Genomic DNA, 17,771 nt, shown 5'->3' on the forward strand with positions numbered 1-17,771 from the left:
GCTTACTTATTGTATACGGTTTTATTTACAACATTATCACCGGAACCATAATGATTTTGAGTGACGGAACTTTGATTTTTCTCTGGAATTATTTTTTGTAAATATGATTGAATCTCTGACGCTTCATTTATTTTTCGCTCAATCGCATGTTCAGATAGATCATCTAAATGCATAGATTCAAGCTTATGAGTTAATTCATGTAATGTTTCTTCATCGAAAATCCATCCTGTAAGTTTTTCCTTAAGAAGATCAATCGTTAATAGGGCGCCACTTTTAAAACCATCATAAAGTAATCCAGACAAAATCGTGCTCGTTAAAAAATCCATATATTCCCACTATAATAATATTTAAGTATCCATGTACAATAATGGCTAACTCATTAATAAATATCAACATCTTTTGTAGCGCATTGAGAGGGAAAGCTATGATCGCAAGAGGGAGGGTTGCAACGATATCTGAATGCTCAACATTTGCATTAACGCTCAGGTGTAGGAGAGGCTGACTGATTGATGAGCCGCTAGGGTTGTAACGTTATGGAAGATTCTGGTCATCTAGATCTGTTCGCAGGTGTTGCTCTATCTCTCTATAGAGTGTTTTCTTTTTTCTTAGGTGTCGTGATCATCCAGATCACAGTCAAGATCCGCTCAACAGCTGCTGTTTTGCCCTGTATTTCACGGCTCTCCTCAACAGCATCGCTGACAGCCTTGTCGATTATTGGTGCTAACAAGGGAAAGTCAGAGCGTAGTTCGTTGTATTCTGCAAGCTTGAAGTCGTTTATCTGCAACGCTTGACGGTAGTGTTGTGCTCTAGTATCCAACTCGCTTTTTATGGATTCAAAAGTATCCTTCATCCTCTCCGTCTCCTGCTTTCATGCCAGGGCCTTTGGCCCAATAAAGTGCTCTTCGAACATCATCTCATTGAACCGAGGAGTCTTGATGAAATGGGAAAATGTTCGTCCATCATCAACATCCTTTCTTTTTAGAAGTCCAAGATGTACGAGCTTGATCAGATGCCGATAAATGAAGGTATAGCGCCGTCTATGTTCCTGAGACTCTGCCGTATCCCCAAAAAAGGCATTTACGCACTCTATCGCAGCGAAATCGTCCAACTGTAATCGAATGAGTGCTGTGTAGAGTGCGGTTGGTAGCCACACCGTCTGGGAGTCCATAAGTAGTCCTCAGTTTAGAACGACAATAAGTGTGGGAATTAAAATTAGGATGCGGATTATAGTCCGTGGTCGTAAGCCAGACAACCAGAGATAGTGCTCGCCTGAGAGAGGCGAGACATGCAAGATCTAGCAAAAAAATTTGGCGATGCAGTACGTGATAAACGGCTTCAATTGGGCGTCTCGCAAGATGCACTCGCACATGTGGCCGAGATTGATAGAAGCTACGTAGGACGGATTGAGCGTGGTGAGGTCAATGTCACCCTGGAGAAGGCTTATCGCCTTGCCAAGGTGTTGGGGTGTGATATTAGAGATTTATTGCCATAATTATTTGTCATCTGAGAACTTATGTTTCTACATTCCTCAAAAAATTTCCCTATTGAGGCTCTTTCCGTTCCTTTAAATCACTGCATGACAGACAGTTGTTTAGCAAACCAATGACGATTCCGCAAGCACGGGCTGTTTAAATAAGTTTTCATGACAACTAACTTGAAAGTCACAGACAAAACTGGGAATAATGCTATATCAAAAATGCAATAGACCTAATGTAACGTATATGTATACATTTAATACAAATTTAAAAGTGGGTGATATACTCTTAGTTCGCGGTGCAAAAATGCATAGCAAGATGATAGCTAAGATGACAAATGGTTTTTATTCACACGCAATGATTACGTTAGAAAACGGTGTATTTCTAGAAGCAATTACGGGTTCTGGAGTTCAGCTGACGAGTGGACGTAGAGTATCCTTCAAGAGCCTATCAAACGTTGTTGTGCTGCGCTGTATATTTCCTGACGAACAAACTCAAACAAACATTTTGACATATATAAGCAGAAACTCCCCTAAGTATCAAGGAAGAAAATATAGTTATCGAGGTGCTCTGGAATCAATCGCAAATACTGCCTCTGACAATACCAATGGAGGTTATTTTTGCTCTCACCTTATAGCATCAATTTATAGTGATGCTGGTCTCTCATTATTGAATAAGCCTATATATAAGATTACACCCAATGACTTAATGAAATCCAGTTATCTTCGAGATGTTACCGAACAAGTTATTTCACCGTATTCGGAGGTTACTCTACAGAGAGTCAAGAATAAGGGAGAACAGATAAATTGTATTGATGCAGGAGGAGGCACGCTGTCAGTTGATGCTAAAAAACATCAAGAATTCCTTAGAAAAACATCAAAGTATTTCATTCAAAAAAATTTGACACCGCCAAGCCGAAGTGGAGATTTCCCTGAGATTCTAACTAATCCGAAAAATCTCCATTTAGCAAGCAAATTGGATTCCCAACTGGCTAAAAAATATAAAGAAATAAGAATTAATGAAAATATTAGAAGTTCTATGATTGGTGTCGATTTCGAATCAGATCTTTCAACTCTGATGACTGAAATTGAGCTTCATGGTTATGATTATGCCCGTGAGACATATAGCGCTCTTAACTATTTACTTATAACTAGTAGTATAAAATACCTTAATACTGAGACTCATAAAGAGCATTTCTTATTGTTTTATAAAGAATGGAGGTTTCAATACTTTGAACTTAAGGTGGAGTATTACAGTATAATATTAGAGATGATTTCTAATATTATGGAATTTTATCTTGATGCAATAAAATCTATAGAAAATAAATATCTTGAATATTGTGACGAACTCACTCAAATAAAGATGGAAACAGTATTATTTTCTATTCATAAGCAAGCTGATGCTGAAAAAATAAAACAATTATTAGAGTTTTATGAAAGGATTGCGTCTAGCTAATGGATTTGGTTTCTATCCTTATTTATTAAGGGGGGCGCATTCCATGGTGTTTTGTAATTGTAATTTACAAATATTCGGGTGCAGAAAAGGGTCATGTCTCAATAACCGGAACTTTGTTGAACACATATGATTCCACTATTGATTGGTTGCTCTAATCTATAGTTCCCACATTCTTCTGTGCGTTAAAGTGGGAATGTAGAAATATTCTCAAGCAGTCCCTAATGATGGCGTGGCATTCTAGGGTATACGACACGGAAAAGAAAAGAGCCAACTGGGTCGTTGGCTCTTGATACGTATGAAGTAATACGATGTATTTTACATGCCTCAATAAAGGTTATAAAGCGCTTTGTTATAGAGCCACCTTAACTATACATCATTAGGGAAGTAGTCCGGTCGGCTGCATTTATGAAAATGATACCGAAGCGTTAAATCAAGAAATCTTCTAGTGCTTTGCCAGTTGCCACCGCTTCTGCGATAGCCTTAGGCATGCGCCCCTGGCCAGTCCAGGTCTTCTCTTGACCATCTTCGGTGTACGTGTATTTGGCAGGACGAGGAGCGCGTTTGGCTTTAGCTGAACCTTCAGCTTTCGCCGGAGCCGCAGTACCAACCAGCTCGCTCGGATCGATGCCAGCCTCTTTCAACATCTCGGTAAACTCTGCCAACTTTTGCAGGCGCTCGGCAGACTCGGCTTTGATTTTGTTTTCTTGCTGCTCACGCTCAGCAAAAATCTCTTCGAATTTCTCTCTGATTTCGACCAGCTGCTCAAATGACAACTCACGCAATGCAGCTCGCAGACTACGGATATTCAACAAAGTTTTCAAAAAATCGTTCATTTTTATCCTCATGTATCACATTTTTATATCAGTGAAATTATCTCTCAACCCCAGCATTAGCACCACTGTTTTTGGCACCAAGACGATTGGATAAATAGCACTTTTCAAAAAGACGTGAGCGAAATCGCGTTTGGGGCTGCTTAGTGGTCTAGCTCCAATCTGCTATGAAACTATGTAGCCAAAAATTAAATCTAGGTGGTAGTGAGCGTTGAGACCACCTCACCAGATGAGCCGATGAACGATCTTGATCGGCTCACGAAATGAGCCGATTGGAGAATATCATTGGCTCACAGAATGAGTCGATGATAGGAAATAGTTCTCTCCACACAAACTAGGGTATGGGAGCATATCATTCATATTATTTCCCTATTAGAATAATCACGCCCAAATGTGTCTGGGTTTGCAGCCTCATAGTCATCGTCAAACATATGATTCCCACGATGCATCTCCCTCACTGTTGCGAGTGTACCGAAAAAGCACATTTCACACAGATGCACCAGATAACGCTCAGCATCGTGACGGGAACCATAGCCAAAATCCGCCGATAACGAGCCGTATTGATTGGTTCCAAAATTCGTTTTTGTACTACGACCACAGACATCACAGAGAATGTCAACGACCTGTTCTGTTGGCACAATTTCTTTTATGAGCATTCAGAGCCCCTAATAATTTATGAAATCTATAGTATTTTTCTGCTGTAGATATAGGAATAACCTGTGCAGGTTAGATATCACAGATGTCACCTGTATTGAACAGTTATTCGAAATTTTGATTTTGGATATCTTTGCACTCAAATTTTGGAGGTGTTTTCCAACCTGTAACGCGCCCGCTGCGTTTGTTGATCCTGCGGTATTCATTACCCAACAGGATTTCCCATTCAGAGCCGTTCTCCGATAGAACCTGAAAAGTAGTCCCCAGCTCAATGCCTAAACCTGGTTCAGTACAGACCAACTCGGTCATCAGCCCTCCTCAATGTAGGGGCATTTGGTTGTTAATTTTCCACTCAAAACGACAGTTTGGGGTAGGATAGCTCATGAGAGGTCGTGTTTGTACAATGAGGAGTGCTACATGATGCCCTATGCAACCTATCATCCTAGTAGTGACGCAGTTACTCCGAACCGTCTCCTAGAAGGTCTTGGTATTCCTCGTGACCCACTAGGAGCACATCAATGGATCGTGGCTGGCGTAGCACCGGACATACTCTATCGGCTCGCTGAATTGATGAAGACTGATGTGGGGATGGTTTGCCAGTGGGCTGGTATTAGCCGGAGTACACTGGCCCGCAAGCTGCGGATTACAGCCCCCCTATCAATATCTCAGGGTGCCAGGGTATACGGAGTTGCACAGGCCCTCGATGCGGTTCTCGCCTTTCACAGGGACGATACCGTCAAGACACTGTCGTGGTTAAACCGCACCGCGTGGGGCCTAGGTGGCGTAGCCCCAGTTAAGTTGTTGGCTACACCAATGGGGGTTCAGGCTGTTATCGATCTGGTGGGACGGATTCAGCATGGGGTTTGCATATAAGCAATAAGCCGGGGACTGTGAGGATAAAACCAGCTCAGTTGGTTAAACTTCCATCTAACAGAATGATTTTCAGAATTTTTCCACACCCCCCACTTGAAAAATTCGGGAAACTGTCCATTTACTAATTATGAGAGCTTGAATCAAATTTGAGCGGCTCACTATTATTCCGCTGCTACGCAGCGAAGATAAACCAGTTTTATACACCCACTGCCATTATCTCATCAATAACTCCGCTTATTGTCAAATCAAAACACTCCTATTGTAAACTATAACAAAAACAGCCCCATACAGTATCTGGTTGTATTATTGCCGAAGGCAAGGAATAGTAAAATGAAACTACTTTCACTTGTGCATACATCAATCATACGGGATTCACGCTATATGGTGTAATCAATAGTGGTTATTGATTTACACTCGTAAATTAGTTTCTTAATATCGTGTTTAGCTTTGTAAATCTGAATATCCTCTCCATCTATAAGCTCTTTTGCTCAAATACCTTTTGCGCACGAAAGGTGCCTAAACAAGACACCGGTTTGAGACCAGTGTCAGGTGATAACTAGACTAGACCTGTACAAAAAACATTGGAATCCATCGAATTCGTTAATAATATTTTCAGAATTTTTTTAGATCTGTTCCATTCTGACAACAGCAACGTTAGCTATTCCAAATCCTTTTAGAGTGTCACCGTGTTTCTTCTCATCATCAGGATCATAAAAAGTCACAACCCATTTAGCATCAGGTCTGACTGATTGAACCAACTTCTTGAAGTAGGGTAAATCTACGTCAGCTAATGAGTGACCGAGAACATATACCTCATCAATGTTGCCAAGCTTTGCAAAGAAGTCTTCATTATTTTTTATGACTTGAACTGTGCTCTTGAAAGTGGTGGAGAAATACTGATTAATAGCATTTTTACCAAGCTCGAATGAATAGTCATATTGATCAGATTGATAATCCATCCAACGCTCTAAGTCTTCATCACTCAATCCTGATGGTGGTTCAGCAGATTTCTCTTTGAAATTATCAGGGTCAACACCATGACCGAGAATTAACTCATCAACATGTGTATTGGCTTTTCCGTGAATAAATAATGTGTTCTCATCGGGAACTGCGTAGTATTGAGAAAGTGTATCTGTGTAGTTGAATGTGAGGTAGAGAGCGTCCCTATCAATATTTACTGAACGGCCATGATCAAACATAGGAAACTGCACTGCCAAAATGAACTCTTTGAATGCTTTATACAGTTCAGTGGTCAGAAGACCAAGTATTCTCTCCATTTCAATTAAAAGCGTGTATCTGTCTCGGTCTCTAAAGTCATCTGAGGAATAGTTTGGCATTGCATCCATGTTTGCTTCCAAAACAGAGTCTTTATCAAGCAGTGACATACTTGTTTCAAATTCAGACCATAAAGGGTCTGATATTGTTGTTGGACAATCAGGGTCTAAATCAGCAAACCCGTAATAGTCGAGCAATAGTTCATAAGTTTCCCTATAGTTCTTTTTGAGATAAAGTCCAAAAGATGTATACCTAGTGTCAAGGCCATGATGAACATCAAATCCATTACCTATTACATACAGCTTCATGTTATTCACCATTAATATCTAGTTCTTTGAAGCTAATGACTTCTGAGTCACCATCAGTCAGTTCAAAATATGTGTCGTGGAAGTAAAGCTCTTCAATGTGTGCGTTAGCTTTCAACCCATCTGGATAGGCAAGTGTTAGGTGAGCAGTATATGTTTCTTTGTGTTTTACGATTGACTCATTACTCAAGATGAATACATATTGCTTGTCTTCAGGATCCCAAGGTGAACGGTCATAATCTGAAAATTGGTACTCTGCCGTAACAACCACCTCAAACTCTACTTCGTATTCAGCGCCCTCGGCATCGACATTCTGCAAGCTTTTCTTTTCAATACTCAGTGAGTTGATTTCTATAGAATTGATAATATCATCGAAAGGGTCTGCATGTTCATAGTTGAACTCGCCATCTTTTATAGCTTGCAGGGCATCCACTTTGATTTGTTCTAGGAGTAGTTCGAAAACTTCATCAGCAAATTCGGCTGGCTCTTTGTACGCTTTGTCGCTTCGAACAATTAAGTCAATTAGGTCATCTACTTTTTCAAGATGAATGAAGTTATCCTCTTTCTCACAGAAGGATTTCATATCGCCGTCGTCACTAACGATATAGACGGCATTCCCTCTAGCCAAGCTCACCTGTTTAATAGCCTCTAGCGCAAATGCATCAGGAAACTCGTGTTTTTTTGACTCTTTGCCAAAAGGTGGGAGGTTGTTGAAGTAAGCATCAAATACAAGTTGAGGGTTAACAATGCTTACATTTATTGTTTCAACGTAGCCACTTTCGACAAAATCATCAAATTTCTTACTGACAACAGTATAAATATCCTCACCTTTAACCTTGGTAAAGATTCCATGACAGTCAAGGTCGGGAGTGTTTCTTAGGAACATTCCATCTCTTTGCATCTTACTTATCATAGAAGCTGCTTCTTCAGATTTTCGTTTAAGATGAGAGTCGATCTCTTTCCTTGTCACATCAGTAATGAGCAAGTGAATTTTCTCATCCTCAATTAGTTCTTGAAGACGACCAAGTGCATATTGTCCAAATTGATAGTTTTTCTTTTCAAAAGCACTTGTATCTATAAAAACTAGCCTTGTCTTTAATTCCATAGTAAATACCTTGAATACATGCGGTAAATTGCCAAAAAATAAATTAACAAAACAATCAATTTCTAAAAACTAGATGCATATTAATTCATTGCCAAGTTTTGGACAAGTAACAAATTAGCAAGGTGTGATGAGGAATTACTTTAAATTATTATGGTTACTTCCGATGTTGCATACGGCTTCAACTTGATACCAAAGGAAGGGCACACAAACAAGACACCGGTTTAAAGCCAGTGTCAGGTGATAACTAGATCTGTACACGCCTTTCTAGTCGCCTTATCTCTTGATTAAAAATGCACCCTGCAAGGGTATCACTGGGTGATCCAGGCACTACGATGAATAAGCCACATTTTGGGGGATATAGCAGACCATGTTTTTTACCTCGTTTATATCTCCAGTTTCGTCTGATATATTTCCGCACTATATCATCTACTTCTTTAGACGCTGAATATTTCATGATTCCTCCAGCGAGGATGAGTTAGTTAAATCTACAACTGTTTCTCCAAACTTGGTTATTTCCTGAAAGTGAAGGATTATCTGCTCATCATCAGAAGCAAAATCTTCTGATGCCCATACCCACTGTAATTGTCTTGTTATATCATTAGCTGCATCTTCTATGCCTTTTTTAGACCACGGTGCAGCTCGATAGCTACCATCAGGCATTAGTTCAACTAACGAAATAGTGTAACTTAGATTGTAAAAGCCAAGTTTTCTACGTTTTTCCGCAGATAACCTCCACGTGTCACAGGTTAAATTAATTCTTCCATTATTCGCACTGACCTTCCATGAGACCTCAGGTAGTTGATGAAGATGAGTACGCAATCCCTCTGCTAGACCACTAGTAAGCTTATTAACTATCCAGGCATGAGATCTACCACTAACTATAAACCTGTTAAATACCGAATCTTCTTGGTCAGTAAACCAACCTTCGGAATATGCAATCCTGCTCTTAGCATGATCAGTTATCTCAATGATTTTCAGTCTTAAATTTGTTATGTCTGATGGATAATTAAAACCATCATTTAAGGTTACAAAATTTGCTTCATCAAATGCTATTCGGTCTAGCTCAGACAACATCCATTTATCTGCTTCACTAGGTGACACCCATTTTAATCCATCAGGCTTAGGTAACGTCCTTGAAAAAATGAAAGTGGTTTTATGGAAGTCACTCATTCTAGGGTGGATAAGATCTACATGTATCCAGGGATATGCATGCTTAATGCTGATATGCATATCCTCTGTATAGTAATGACTCACCTTCTTGATGACATCTTGTACCTCCCACATAATCTCACTAAGGCCATACTCCAAACTTGTACTTATTGAGTCCATTACAGTCTTACGGATAAACCAGTGACCATGTACATTAGCAGGATTTAGAATTTGCTCGCCACTCCAACCTGTAATATCTCGAAGTTTTATTAACTCGTCAGGTTGTCCAATCAATTGAGCCAGTTCTATTTGGATGCCAAGATCTTTTGCAAAACCATGGATGTCTTCGTCTATATCGGGACATTCACTATTATATTTTCTTTGCCACTCAGAGAACTCAGTGTTAAGCGCTAGGTTATTGCCGAGTTCCAGCTGTGCTTTTAGTTGTTTGACTAATTTATCTATATAGTGATATGGCTCAGGAGTATCTTTTCCTTGTAGTACCTCTACAGTTGTTTCAAGCGCTTGAGCTAGAGCATCTGCCAAAGCCTTGCTGGTATGTCCGTGTGAATCGCCCCCAGTTCCCTAGACACCTCACAGCCTTAAAATGAGGCAACTATTGGAGGTGTTATGACCCGTCAGCGTTATCCAGAAACATTCAAAATCGAAGCCGTTAAACAAATCACCGAGCGTGGGCGGCCGGTGGCTGACGTTGCTCGTGCCATCGGGGTATCCAGCCACAGCCTGTATGCATGGCTCAAGCAGTACGGTAAGCCTGCTGACCAGCAGATAGAAGAGTCTGCCTTGCAAGCCGAAATCCGCCGTCTGAAAACCGAACTGCGCCAAGTCACCGAGGAGCGCAATATTCTAAAGGAGGCCGCCGCGTACTTTGCCAGCGAGTCAAGGAAAGGTACGCGTTCATAACCTCCCGACTCGACCGGTACAGTGTCGTTACCCTGTGCCAGACCCTGGGGGTTCACCGAAGTGGCTTCTACGCGTGGCTGAAACAGCCTACATCGCCACGACAGCAGGAGGACGAACGACTGACCGGATTGGTCAAGCAATCCTGGCTGGAAAGTGGCGCTGTATACGGTTATCGCAAGATCCATCGCGACCTTCGTGACTTGGGAGAAGCTTGCGGCAAGCACCGTGTGGCCAAATTAATGAGGCGGGAAGGGCTGCGTTCGCAAACGGGCTATCAACGCCGTAAGGGGCATTATGGAGGCAAGAGCCCGCAGGCTGCTCCGAACACGCTGGCACGCCAGTTTAAGGTCCCAGCCCCCAACATCTCCTGGGTGACCGACATTACCTACATCCGCACTCAAGAAGGGTGGCTGTATCTGGCGGTGGTGCTCGATCTGTTTTCTCGCCAGATCGTCGGCTGGGCAATGAAACCACGCATGACGGCAGACTTGGCGGTTGAAGCGTTATTGATGGCCGTCTGGCGGCGCAAGCCAAAGCAGCCGGTACTGGTGCATTCGGATCAGGGCAGCCAGTTTACCGGTGGTGAATGGCAGGACTTTCTGAAGGCCCACAACCTGAGTTGCAGCATGAGCCGACGTGGCAACTGCCACGACAACGCTGTTGCCGAGAGCTTCTTTCAGTTGCTCAAACGGGAGCGGATCAAGCGCAGGATTTACGCGACAAGAGACGAAGCCCGCAGCGATGTGTTTGATTATATCGAGATGTTTTACAACCCAATCAGGCGTCATGGTTCCAATGATGGGCTGTCACCGGTAGAGTTTGAAAGGCAGTTTATTTTTCAGCAACAGAGTGTCTAGAAAACCAGGGGCGATTCAATGCATAGACGGCACGAATACCTCATTTATTTTTGAGGTAAGACTAGCAAAGCAGCTTCGTCAGACAAGGTATGTGCTTGGTCTTTAGTTACTTAGGGTGCGGGGGAAAGGAAGGTTGTAACGATTGTGACATCAGCTGCAATCGTTACTAATTGCTGTGAGTCGATAGAGCTTTACCCCCTGGGGGTGAGCAGCAAGAGTGTTAAGATCAAGCAACGCTTGGCGGTGTTGCTTGTTGGTTGAAAAATGTGACCTGAGTTAACAAATATCCTTGCTGATTATTTTATCTTATCCTTTTGATAAAACTCATCATTGAAGGATTCTATGAGCTATAGTGCCGAAATCAGCCGTACCAGTCCTACAGCGTTCTTGTTTTTGGTAGACCAATCTGGGTCGATGCAAGATTCCATGACTAATGGCAAGTCCAAAGCCCAATTTGTAGCCGATGTTCTTAATCGAACCTTAGCCACTCTCATTACTCGCTGCACTAAGTCAGAAGGGACTCGTGATTACTTCGAGGTTGGTGTTTTAGGCTATAGCGGTTCTACCGCAGAAAACGGTCTTGCTGGTGCATTATCAGGGACAATTCTTCATCCAATCTCTCAAATTGAAGCTAATCCATTGCGTGTAGAAGATCGGATTAAGCGAGTTGATGATGGTGCAGGTGGTCTAGTCGACCAAGCCATCAAATTCCCAGTATGGTTTGAGCCCAAGGCTGCGGGTGGAACGCCTATGTGTAACGCCATCACCAGTGCTGCTGAACAGTTAGTGGCTTGGTGTGATGCACACCCAGACAGCTACCCACCGACTGTTCTGCATATCACTGATGGTGAGTCAACAGATGGCGAACCTGGGAGCCTAGCACAACAACTCCAACAGATTAGTACCAACGATGGCAACGTTCTGCTATTCAATCTTCATGTGAGTTCTAGTGGTGGTGACCCCGTAAAATTCCCTATCTCTGACGCTGGTCTAAGTGACAGCTATGCAAGACTCCTTTTCAGTATGTCCAGCCCTTTACCTGTACACCTTCAAAAAGTTGCAGAAGAGAAAGGGATCAAAGCAACGATGGAATCTCGTGGCTTTGTTTTCAATGGCGAAATTACTGAGGTTGTGGACTTCTTTGATATTGGCACCCGCGCCGCTCAGCTACGTTAACTATGGAATTCCACATCCTCTTTGATGGAACCGTAGCAAAGCATATTGAGCAGCCAAACGATAACGAAGATGCTTACCGCATAGACCAAGAACGAGGCCGCGTGGTGCTGTCAGATGGTGCTTCTGAGTCGTTTGATGCTAAAAGCTGGGCTAATCTGCTTGTGGATGAATGCATAGATATAGCGCCTTTGGATGAGGCGCTCTCTTCATGCATCCAAAAGTATAACCTTCTACATGATCCGAGCTCTCTATCTTGGTCAAAAGCAGCTGCTTACGAGAGAGGCAGTTTTGCCACAATGTTGATTGTTCAAGATGACCCCATCCATGAAAACATCAGTGTTAGTGCCCTGGGAGATAGTATTGCTGCTTGGAGTGATGGTTATTGTCTGCTAGATACAACGCCGTATTCTTGTGCAGACCAATTCACTCAAAAACCGACTCTTCTAGCTACGCGCAATGAGTTAAATCCATTATTGAGCGATACCAGCTGTGTTTTTTTGACTCAAAAGGACTGGAGTTACAGGGACAATCAAACGCATTTGCTTCTCTGTATGACTGATGCTCTCGGGGCATGGCTACTGCACCATCAGGAGCATGGTGATAGCTCGGCCTTTGAGAGGCTTATTAGTATCAGAAGCCAACAGGAACTTCAGGAACTTGTTGAAATAGAACGCGCAATTGGAAAACTCCGTCGAGATGATACCACTTTAATTCTCATTAGCCTGACCAGTGAAGTTTAAGCCATGGCATATCCAACCCTTGAGCAATACAACGAGGCTCTACAATCCCCACAACTCGTATTACAAGACGCAGAGTTAAAGCATGGTACATTAAAGACTACTGGCTTAGGGCTTCCTCTGGCTTTATGTGGTGGATTTGCACTCACGTATACTGTACAGGCTGGAGGTAAGAAATTTGCACTGCGTTGTTTTCACAAGGAATCACGAGAGTTAGAGAGAAGATATCAAGCTATATCCTCTCGAATTAAGCAATTGGCGAGCCCTTATTTTCTACCATTTGAATTCATCCCAGCGGGTATTCGTATTCAGGGGGTTATGTATCCCATCGTAAAGATGGCTTGGGCACAAGGACAAACATTAGCTGAATTCCTAGAGAATGAATATCGTAACCCTCAGTCTCTTCAAAGACTGCGGCAAGCATTGGCTAATTTAGCAGACTTTCTAGAGAAAAATCAGATCTCCCATGGTGATATTCAGCCAGAAAATATAATGGTGAGTGCAGGTGGTAGCACGATTCAACTCATTGATTATGATGGAATGTATGTTGAAGCACTGCAATCATCTAAAGCAACTGAATTGGGACAGGTTAATTTTCAACATCCTAAGCGTACTGCTAATGATTTTAATGAAAAGCTTGACCGCTTTTCATTTTTAACGCTGGATGTTGCACTCCAAGCATTGATTGCGTCTTCTTCGATTTGGACTATTTCTCGGTCTGAACCGAGTGCGGTTGTATTTAGGCGGAATGACTTTTTAGATCCTAGCTCTTCAGTGATATTTAAAGAGGTTTTAAAAATCACTGGCATGGGTTTACATGTCAAAAACTTAGCTAGAGTGGCACTTGGGGACTTTAATAAAGTTCCTACCCTTGTAGATTTTCTTCAGAATAAGGGGATCTACCACGAGGAAATTATATTTGGCCAAGGGGCTACCTTGGCTAAGGCAGGCTATCAAGGTGCATATGTAGTTTGTGATGCATTGAAATATGAAAAAGTATTTGAACAGGTTGGGAGCAGAATTGAGCTCATTGGTAAAATCCATTCTGTTCGCCGTGGGTGGGGAGCGAATAGAAAACCTTATGTATTCGTGAATTTCTCTGATTGGCGTGGCAAGGCTGTCAAGTTAGCTATCTGGTCTGATGGCATGAATGCGATTGGTGCTAATGTACCTGACCAGACTTGGGTTGGTCGTTGGCTGTCCGTTACAGGCCTCGTTGATGCGCCTTATCATGGGCATGCAAAATCGACTACCTACACACATATCTCAATCACTATAACTGCACCAGGTCAGATACAGCAGATACCAGAACAGGAAGCCAGATACCGTCTTCTTGGGGGGATCGCAGCTCCGGCTAGGACTGTGCCGAGTCAAAATGCAGGCATTCTCTCAACAATGACAAAAGGTACTAGAGCTTCAAATTCGCCAATTCAAATAAGGCCAACCCCCACAGCTCCCCAGAAGAGTTCTAATCAGCAGCTGCTTGATCAAATGCGAGCTCAACAAGCACCTCAGGTAACTTACACGAGTGCACCCCCCGTACATCTCTCTTCAAGCATGGGCAATTCACTAAGAAGTAACCCAAGAGGGACTAATCGGAAGTCATCTGAGTTGGGCTGGGGAGGATGGCTTTTTATTATAGTTGTTGGCCTTATGTTCCTGCGAGGTTGTGCGGGTTAGAGTTCATATGAGTTGATATCTAAGCTGTGCAGTATTGACGGAGGAAGAATGAATTCTTATACGGCACCTTGTTGCTTGTCCGCAATACCTTCTGATGAACCTCTGCATGAGATTCTTGAAGCATCTAGAAAGCCAGAGAAATGCTGTTTTCTAGCACAGAAGAAGTTTAAATATCAGTTCTTTAGGGGTAGAGTAAGTGGGTGCGCTTGGATCTAGGAGGGTGCTTCTAAAAGGACATAAATGACAAATTTTTGGTATGTTATTTATTATAGTTTTCAACAGGAAAGGCTAAAAAATGAGCTCTCGGTTTTCTGCTGAAGTTGAAGCTTTCATAAAAAGATATGTAAAAGATTTAGAGGAAGGTGCTGCGGCTGTGTTTGCAGGCGCAGGTTTATCTAGAACTTGCGGATTTGTTAATTGGAAAGAACTCCTTCGTGAAATTGCGGAGGAGTTGGAATTATCTGTTGAGTTTGAACACGATCTTATTTCCGTTGCGCAATATCACGTTAATAAGAAAAATAGTCCAACAGGATTATCTAGGAAAATTTTAGAAGAGTTTTCAGAGCAAGCTGAACCATCTGAAGCCCATAGAATTCTTGCCAGACTCCCGATAAGAACATACTGGACAACTAATTACGATACATTGATCGAGGATAGTCTCAAAGAAAACTATCGGGTTGCTGATGTCAAACGCAAAGTCGATGATCTTATTCTTACTCGTCCGAAGCGAGATGCAGTTGTTTACAAAATGCATGGTGATGTAGATTCACCAGGAGCAGCAGTACTCTACAAGGCTCAATATGAACAGTACTATAAAACTCATGAAGGTTTTATAACTGCATTAAGTGGCGATCTGATTTCAAAAACATTTCTTTTTATTGGCTTCAGTTTCACAGACCCTAATCTTGACTATATACTGAGCCGTTTACATGTGCCTGATCATCATAGGCGTACTCACTATTGCTTCCTTCGTAAGGAGCCAGCGACGAAGCAGCATAATGAGGATGAAGCTGGTGCAATGTATAGGCAACGTAGACAAGAGCATCATATCCGTGACTTACTCAGGTTCGGTATCGAAGCTGTACTTGTTGAAGAATACGATGATATTCCTGTTATCTTGAAGGAAATTGAAAGTCGGTTCCGTAAGAAAACTATCTTTATCTCTGGCAGTGCGGAAGAATATGGTGATTGGGACAAACAGGTAGCGTTGAGCTTTGTACATACACTCTCAGCATCACTAGTGAAAGCTGGCTATAGAGTTGTTAATGGTTTTGGTTGGGGAATTGGTAGTGCTGTCATTAATGGAGCTCTTGATGCTATCTACTCTAGACCTGATAAATACTCCGAAGAACAACTTGTCATGCGTCCATTTCCACAACATCCATCAAACGGTAAAGAGTTAGCTGAATTGTGGAGTGAATATCGACATCGCATGATCGGCCTCTCTGGTATCGCCTTGTTTCTATTCGGCAACAAGCTTAACGAAGAGGATGAAGTAATCAATGCTGGCGGTGTTCGTAAAGAATTTGAAATCGCCCAAGGTACAGGAGTTGCTGTACTTCCAATTGGTGTAACTGGATATATGGCTAAAGAATTGGCTGAGGAGATGTTGAGAGAACCAGAGAAGAATTTTACTCATTATCCTTGGCTGGAAAAGGAAGTAGCCAAACTTTTAGACCCAGCAATTGATAGAACCAAAATCAACCAAGATATTCTGTCTATTTTGAAAAAATTAGGAGGTTAGATATGAAAAGGAAGGTTTTCTACAGTTTTCATTTTGATAATGATGTTATGCGAGTGCAGCAGATCCGCAACATGGGGCAGCTAGAAGGTGATGAGCCTGTCAGTGCCAATACTTGGGAAGAGATCAAACGTACCGAGCAGGGTGTTAAGAATTGGATCAACAAAAATATAGAAGGTAAATCCTGCTTAGTCGTACTTATCGGGAGTCAAACTGCTAAGCGACCGTGGGTTAAGTATGAGATTGAAAGAGCTTGGAACCAAGGTAAGGCAGTAGTTGGTATTTATATCCATCGACTTAATTGCCCTCGTAATGGATATGATAAGAAAGGAGCTAATCCATTCGATCAATTCACTTTCAAGCGTGGCGATAAAGTAATTACGCCACTGGTTTATGAACCCAATGACAACGATGCTTATAATGATATCAAGAATAATTTGGCAACTTGGATAGAAAATGCAATCAAGCAATAAGTAATCAACAGGAAGATAAGATGGCCTATTTTACAAAAAGCGAAGCACGAGCAGCTGCCGCATCTGCTCGTGGCTATAAAGCAGCAAATACTGTACTGAGAGAAGGTATGGAGAGTTACAAAGAACAGGAAAGGTTCGATGTATTTCTCTCTCACTCTAGTGATGATGCAGAGCTGGTGCTCGGGGTTATGACCCTGTTGCAGAAGCAGGGTCTACGCGTCTATGTTGATTGGGTTGTTGATCGCCAATTAGATCGTAATTCCGTGAATAAGGAGACTGCTGCGGTTCTTCGGGAACGCATGAAATTATCTAGTTCTATGATGTACATCGCCACCGATAATGCATCCAGCTCAAAATGGATGCCTTGGGAACTAGGTTTCTTTGATGGGCACAAGCCTAATCAAGTTGCGATTCTGCCACTCGTAGATTTCGAGAATCAAAACTTTGAAGGGCAAGAATATCTCGGCCTTTATCCGGTTGTAACAAAGTACCTTAAAAATAATTCGTTAAATCATTATGTAGAGGACAGAGGTCAAAGGTGGAGTAACCTGAATAACTTTGCTAGGGGAACTCCATCGTGGAATCGCTATTCATCATAAGTGATTTTCTGGATGTATAGCTAAGGTGTATGGAGATGATTATCACCTGACATCTGCTCACTAAAGATTGTGGTCATACGGATTCAAGCTGGATGCCAAATGGTTCTCCTAGTGTGTTATCTGGGGTCACCGTATGACCACCGACAAGAAAGTGGCGCGTCTACTAGAGCTCGCCAAGGAACTCAATTGCGTCAGCCAAGCACGCAAACTCATCGGCTACAGCCGCCAGCAGTTCTACGAAATCTACCGCAATTATCAGACCTATGGAGCCCAATCCAGACAGATTGCTTGGTTGCAAAGGGAGTCCTCGATTACTCCCTCACCAGGTTAACTCATTTGGCTTTAGAGGATGGGCAGGGGCAGGCAGTCCAACAGGGAGGGTCATGCAAGCAGAACCCCCTACAGCATGTTTAAAAGGGCTGGCCTTGATACCAATGTCAGTGCGCACGAAAGTAGCGTAAAA

The 17,771-nt window shown here is 42.3% G+C and carries 19 protein-coding genes and 1 pseudogene; 11 read left to right on the top strand and 9 right to left on the bottom strand.

What is annotated here, in order from left to right; all coding sequences use genetic code 11:
- Window positions 1-2: 2 nt before the first annotated feature.
- From gapS6a to OKC43_RS19080, 3 genes are all read right to left on the bottom strand, one after another.
- Window positions 3-326 carry a GapS6a family protein gene (gene gapS6a, locus OKC43_RS19070; RefSeq protein WP_125730032.1) on the bottom strand — a complete coding sequence of 108 codons (324 nt, stop codon included), beginning with the start codon at window positions 324-326 and terminating at the stop codon, window positions 3-5.
- A gap of 257 nt (window positions 327-583) precedes the next feature.
- Window positions 584-850: a hypothetical protein gene (locus OKC43_RS19075; RefSeq protein WP_235675008.1), complete on the bottom strand. Its 267-nt coding sequence runs from the start codon at window positions 848-850 to the stop codon at window positions 584-586.
- An 18-nt stretch (window positions 851-868) separates the two neighbouring features.
- Window positions 869-1,168: a hypothetical protein gene (locus OKC43_RS19080; RefSeq protein ID WP_235675007.1), complete on the bottom strand. Its 300-nt coding sequence runs from the start codon at window positions 1,166-1,168 to the stop codon at window positions 869-871.
- Between the two features lie 117 nt (window positions 1,169-1,285).
- On the opposite strand from OKC43_RS19080, the gene OKC43_RS19085 reads away from it, so the two are divergent.
- The gene (locus OKC43_RS19085) at window positions 1,286-1,492 is read left to right on the top strand and encodes a helix-turn-helix domain-containing protein (RefSeq protein WP_159164603.1); all 207 of its coding nucleotides are present in this window, start codon (window positions 1,286-1,288) and stop codon (window positions 1,490-1,492) included.
- A 229-nt stretch (window positions 1,493-1,721) separates the two neighbouring features.
- Complete coding sequence (locus OKC43_RS19090; protein ID WP_159164602.1) at window positions 1,722-2,930, top strand: hypothetical protein; 1,209 nt, start codon at window positions 1,722-1,724, stop codon at window positions 2,928-2,930.
- 425 nt (window positions 2,931-3,355) lie between these two features.
- Here the strand turns inward: OKC43_RS19090 and OKC43_RS19095 are convergent, their stop codons facing one another.
- From OKC43_RS19095 to OKC43_RS19105, 3 genes are all read right to left on the bottom strand, one after another.
- Window positions 3,356-3,763 carry an H-NS family histone-like protein gene (locus OKC43_RS19095; protein WP_159164601.1) on the bottom strand — a complete coding sequence of 136 codons (408 nt, stop codon included), beginning with the start codon at window positions 3,761-3,763 and terminating at the stop codon, window positions 3,356-3,358.
- Window positions 3,764-4,116: 353 nt separating this feature from the next.
- The gene (locus OKC43_RS19100) at window positions 4,117-4,416 is read right to left on the bottom strand and encodes a hypothetical protein (protein WP_080989894.1); all 300 of its coding nucleotides are present in this window, start codon (window positions 4,414-4,416) and stop codon (window positions 4,117-4,119) included.
- A 103-nt stretch (window positions 4,417-4,519) separates the two neighbouring features.
- Window positions 4,520-4,723: a hypothetical protein gene (locus tag OKC43_RS19105; protein ID WP_080989893.1), complete on the bottom strand. Its 204-nt coding sequence runs from the start codon at window positions 4,721-4,723 to the stop codon at window positions 4,520-4,522.
- A gap of 111 nt (window positions 4,724-4,834) precedes the next feature.
- Between OKC43_RS19105 and OKC43_RS19110 the strand changes: the two genes are divergently transcribed.
- The gene (locus tag OKC43_RS19110; protein WP_270660537.1) at window positions 4,835-5,287 is read left to right on the top strand and encodes an antitoxin Xre/MbcA/ParS toxin-binding domain-containing protein; all 453 of its coding nucleotides are present in this window, start codon (window positions 4,835-4,837) and stop codon (window positions 5,285-5,287) included.
- Between the two features lie 623 nt (window positions 5,288-5,910).
- On the opposite strand, the gene OKC43_RS19115 is transcribed toward OKC43_RS19110, so the two are convergent.
- The 3 genes from OKC43_RS19115 to OKC43_RS19125 form a co-directional block, all read right to left on the bottom strand.
- Window positions 5,911-6,870, bottom strand: a complete 960-nt coding sequence (locus OKC43_RS19115) for a bacteriophage abortive infection AbiH family protein (RefSeq protein ID WP_159164599.1) — start codon at window positions 6,868-6,870, stop codon at window positions 5,911-5,913.
- Window position 6,871: 1 nt separating this feature from the next.
- Window positions 6,872-7,972: a PIN domain-containing protein gene (locus OKC43_RS19120; RefSeq protein WP_159164598.1), complete on the bottom strand. Its 1,101-nt coding sequence runs from the start codon at window positions 7,970-7,972 to the stop codon at window positions 6,872-6,874.
- A gap of 450 nt (window positions 7,973-8,422) precedes the next feature.
- A complete protein-coding gene (locus OKC43_RS19125) occupies window positions 8,423-9,667 on the bottom strand; it encodes a hypothetical protein (protein ID WP_270660505.1) in 1,245 nt (414 codons plus the stop codon).
- Between the two features lie 84 nt (window positions 9,668-9,751).
- Between OKC43_RS19125 and OKC43_RS19130 the strand changes: the two genes are divergently transcribed.
- The 8 genes and pseudogenes from OKC43_RS19130 to OKC43_RS19165 form a co-directional block, all read left to right on the top strand.
- A protein-coding gene (locus OKC43_RS19130; protein ID WP_270660507.1) for an IS3 family transposase occupies window positions 9,752-10,902 on the top strand; the annotation gives its coding sequence in 2 pieces (ribosomal slippage) (window positions 9,752-9,989 and window positions 9,989-10,902; 1,152 coding nt in all).
- Between the two features lie 342 nt (window positions 10,903-11,244).
- Entirely contained in the window at window positions 11,245-12,078 is an 834-nt protein-coding gene (locus tag OKC43_RS19135; RefSeq protein ID WP_110302983.1) for a vWA domain-containing protein, read from the top strand.
- A gap of 2 nt (window positions 12,079-12,080) precedes the next feature.
- Window positions 12,081-12,818 carry a hypothetical protein gene (locus tag OKC43_RS19140; RefSeq protein WP_270660510.1) on the top strand — a complete coding sequence of 246 codons (738 nt, stop codon included), beginning with the start codon at window positions 12,081-12,083 and terminating at the stop codon, window positions 12,816-12,818.
- A 3-nt stretch (window positions 12,819-12,821) separates the two neighbouring features.
- Window positions 12,822-14,495 (top strand): protein kinase family protein, encoded by a 1,674-nt coding sequence (locus OKC43_RS19145; protein WP_270660512.1) that lies wholly within the window; start codon window positions 12,822-12,824, stop codon window positions 14,493-14,495.
- Between the two features lie 295 nt (window positions 14,496-14,790).
- Window positions 14,791-16,239, top strand: a complete 1,449-nt coding sequence (locus OKC43_RS19150; RefSeq protein WP_270660513.1) for an SIR2 family protein — start codon at window positions 14,791-14,793, stop codon at window positions 16,237-16,239.
- Between the two features lie 2 nt (window positions 16,240-16,241).
- On the top strand, window positions 16,242-16,709 hold the full coding sequence (locus tag OKC43_RS19155; RefSeq protein WP_110302987.1) for a TIR domain-containing protein: 468 nt from the start codon (window positions 16,242-16,244) through the stop codon (window positions 16,707-16,709).
- Window positions 16,710-16,729: 20 nt separating this feature from the next.
- A complete protein-coding gene (locus OKC43_RS19160; protein ID WP_182927756.1) occupies window positions 16,730-17,308 on the top strand; it encodes a TIR domain-containing protein in 579 nt (192 codons plus the stop codon).
- A gap of 133 nt (window positions 17,309-17,441) precedes the next feature.
- Window positions 17,442-17,582 (top strand): annotated as a pseudogene (locus OKC43_RS19165) (IS481 family transposase); the annotation flags it as partial.
- Window positions 17,583-17,771 lie beyond the last annotated feature (189 nt).

The sequence above is a fragment of the Aeromonas sp. Y289-2 genome, assembly GCF_027705925.1.
Lineage (GTDB): Bacteria > Pseudomonadota > Gammaproteobacteria > Enterobacterales > Aeromonadaceae > Aeromonas > Aeromonas veronii.

Coding starts and splice junctions, on each gene's coding strand:
- OKC43_RS19115 (WP_159164599.1), bottom strand. CDS start 6,870: ATGAAGCTGTATGTAATAGGTAATGGATTTGATGTTCATCATGGCCTT.
- OKC43_RS19100 (WP_080989894.1), bottom strand. CDS start 4,416: ATGCTCATAAAAGAAATTGTGCCAACAGAACAGGTCGTTGACATTCTC.
- OKC43_RS19095 (WP_159164601.1), bottom strand. CDS start 3,763: ATGAACGATTTTTTGAAAACTTTGTTGAATATCCGTAGTCTGCGAGCT.
- OKC43_RS19075 (WP_235675008.1), bottom strand. CDS start 850: ATGAAGGATACTTTTGAATCCATAAAAAGCGAGTTGGATACTAGAGCA.
- OKC43_RS19150 (WP_270660513.1), top strand. CDS start 14,791: ATGAGCTCTCGGTTTTCTGCTGAAGTTGAAGCTTTCATAAAAAGATAT.
- OKC43_RS19110 (WP_270660537.1), top strand. CDS start 4,835: ATGCCCTATGCAACCTATCATCCTAGTAGTGACGCAGTTACTCCGAAC.
- OKC43_RS19135 (WP_110302983.1), top strand. CDS start 11,245: ATGAGCTATAGTGCCGAAATCAGCCGTACCAGTCCTACAGCGTTCTTG.
- OKC43_RS19140 (WP_270660510.1), top strand. CDS start 12,081: ATGGAATTCCACATCCTCTTTGATGGAACCGTAGCAAAGCATATTGAG.
- OKC43_RS19080 (WP_235675007.1), bottom strand. CDS start 1,168: ATGGACTCCCAGACGGTGTGGCTACCAACCGCACTCTACACAGCACTC.
- OKC43_RS19120 (WP_159164598.1), bottom strand. CDS start 7,972: ATGGAATTAAAGACAAGGCTAGTTTTTATAGATACAAGTGCTTTTGAA.
- OKC43_RS19090 (WP_159164602.1), top strand. CDS start 1,722: ATGTATACATTTAATACAAATTTAAAAGTGGGTGATATACTCTTAGTT.
- OKC43_RS19145 (WP_270660512.1), top strand. CDS start 12,822: ATGGCATATCCAACCCTTGAGCAATACAACGAGGCTCTACAATCCCCA.
- OKC43_RS19160 (WP_182927756.1), top strand. CDS start 16,730: ATGGCCTATTTTACAAAAAGCGAAGCACGAGCAGCTGCCGCATCTGCT.
- gapS6a (WP_125730032.1), bottom strand. CDS start 326: ATGGATTTTTTAACGAGCACGATTTTGTCTGGATTACTTTATGATGGT.
- OKC43_RS19085 (WP_159164603.1), top strand. CDS start 1,286: ATGCAAGATCTAGCAAAAAAATTTGGCGATGCAGTACGTGATAAACGG.
- OKC43_RS19155 (WP_110302987.1), top strand. CDS start 16,242: ATGAAAAGGAAGGTTTTCTACAGTTTTCATTTTGATAATGATGTTATG.
- OKC43_RS19105 (WP_080989893.1), bottom strand. CDS start 4,723: ATGACCGAGTTGGTCTGTACTGAACCAGGTTTAGGCATTGAGCTGGGG.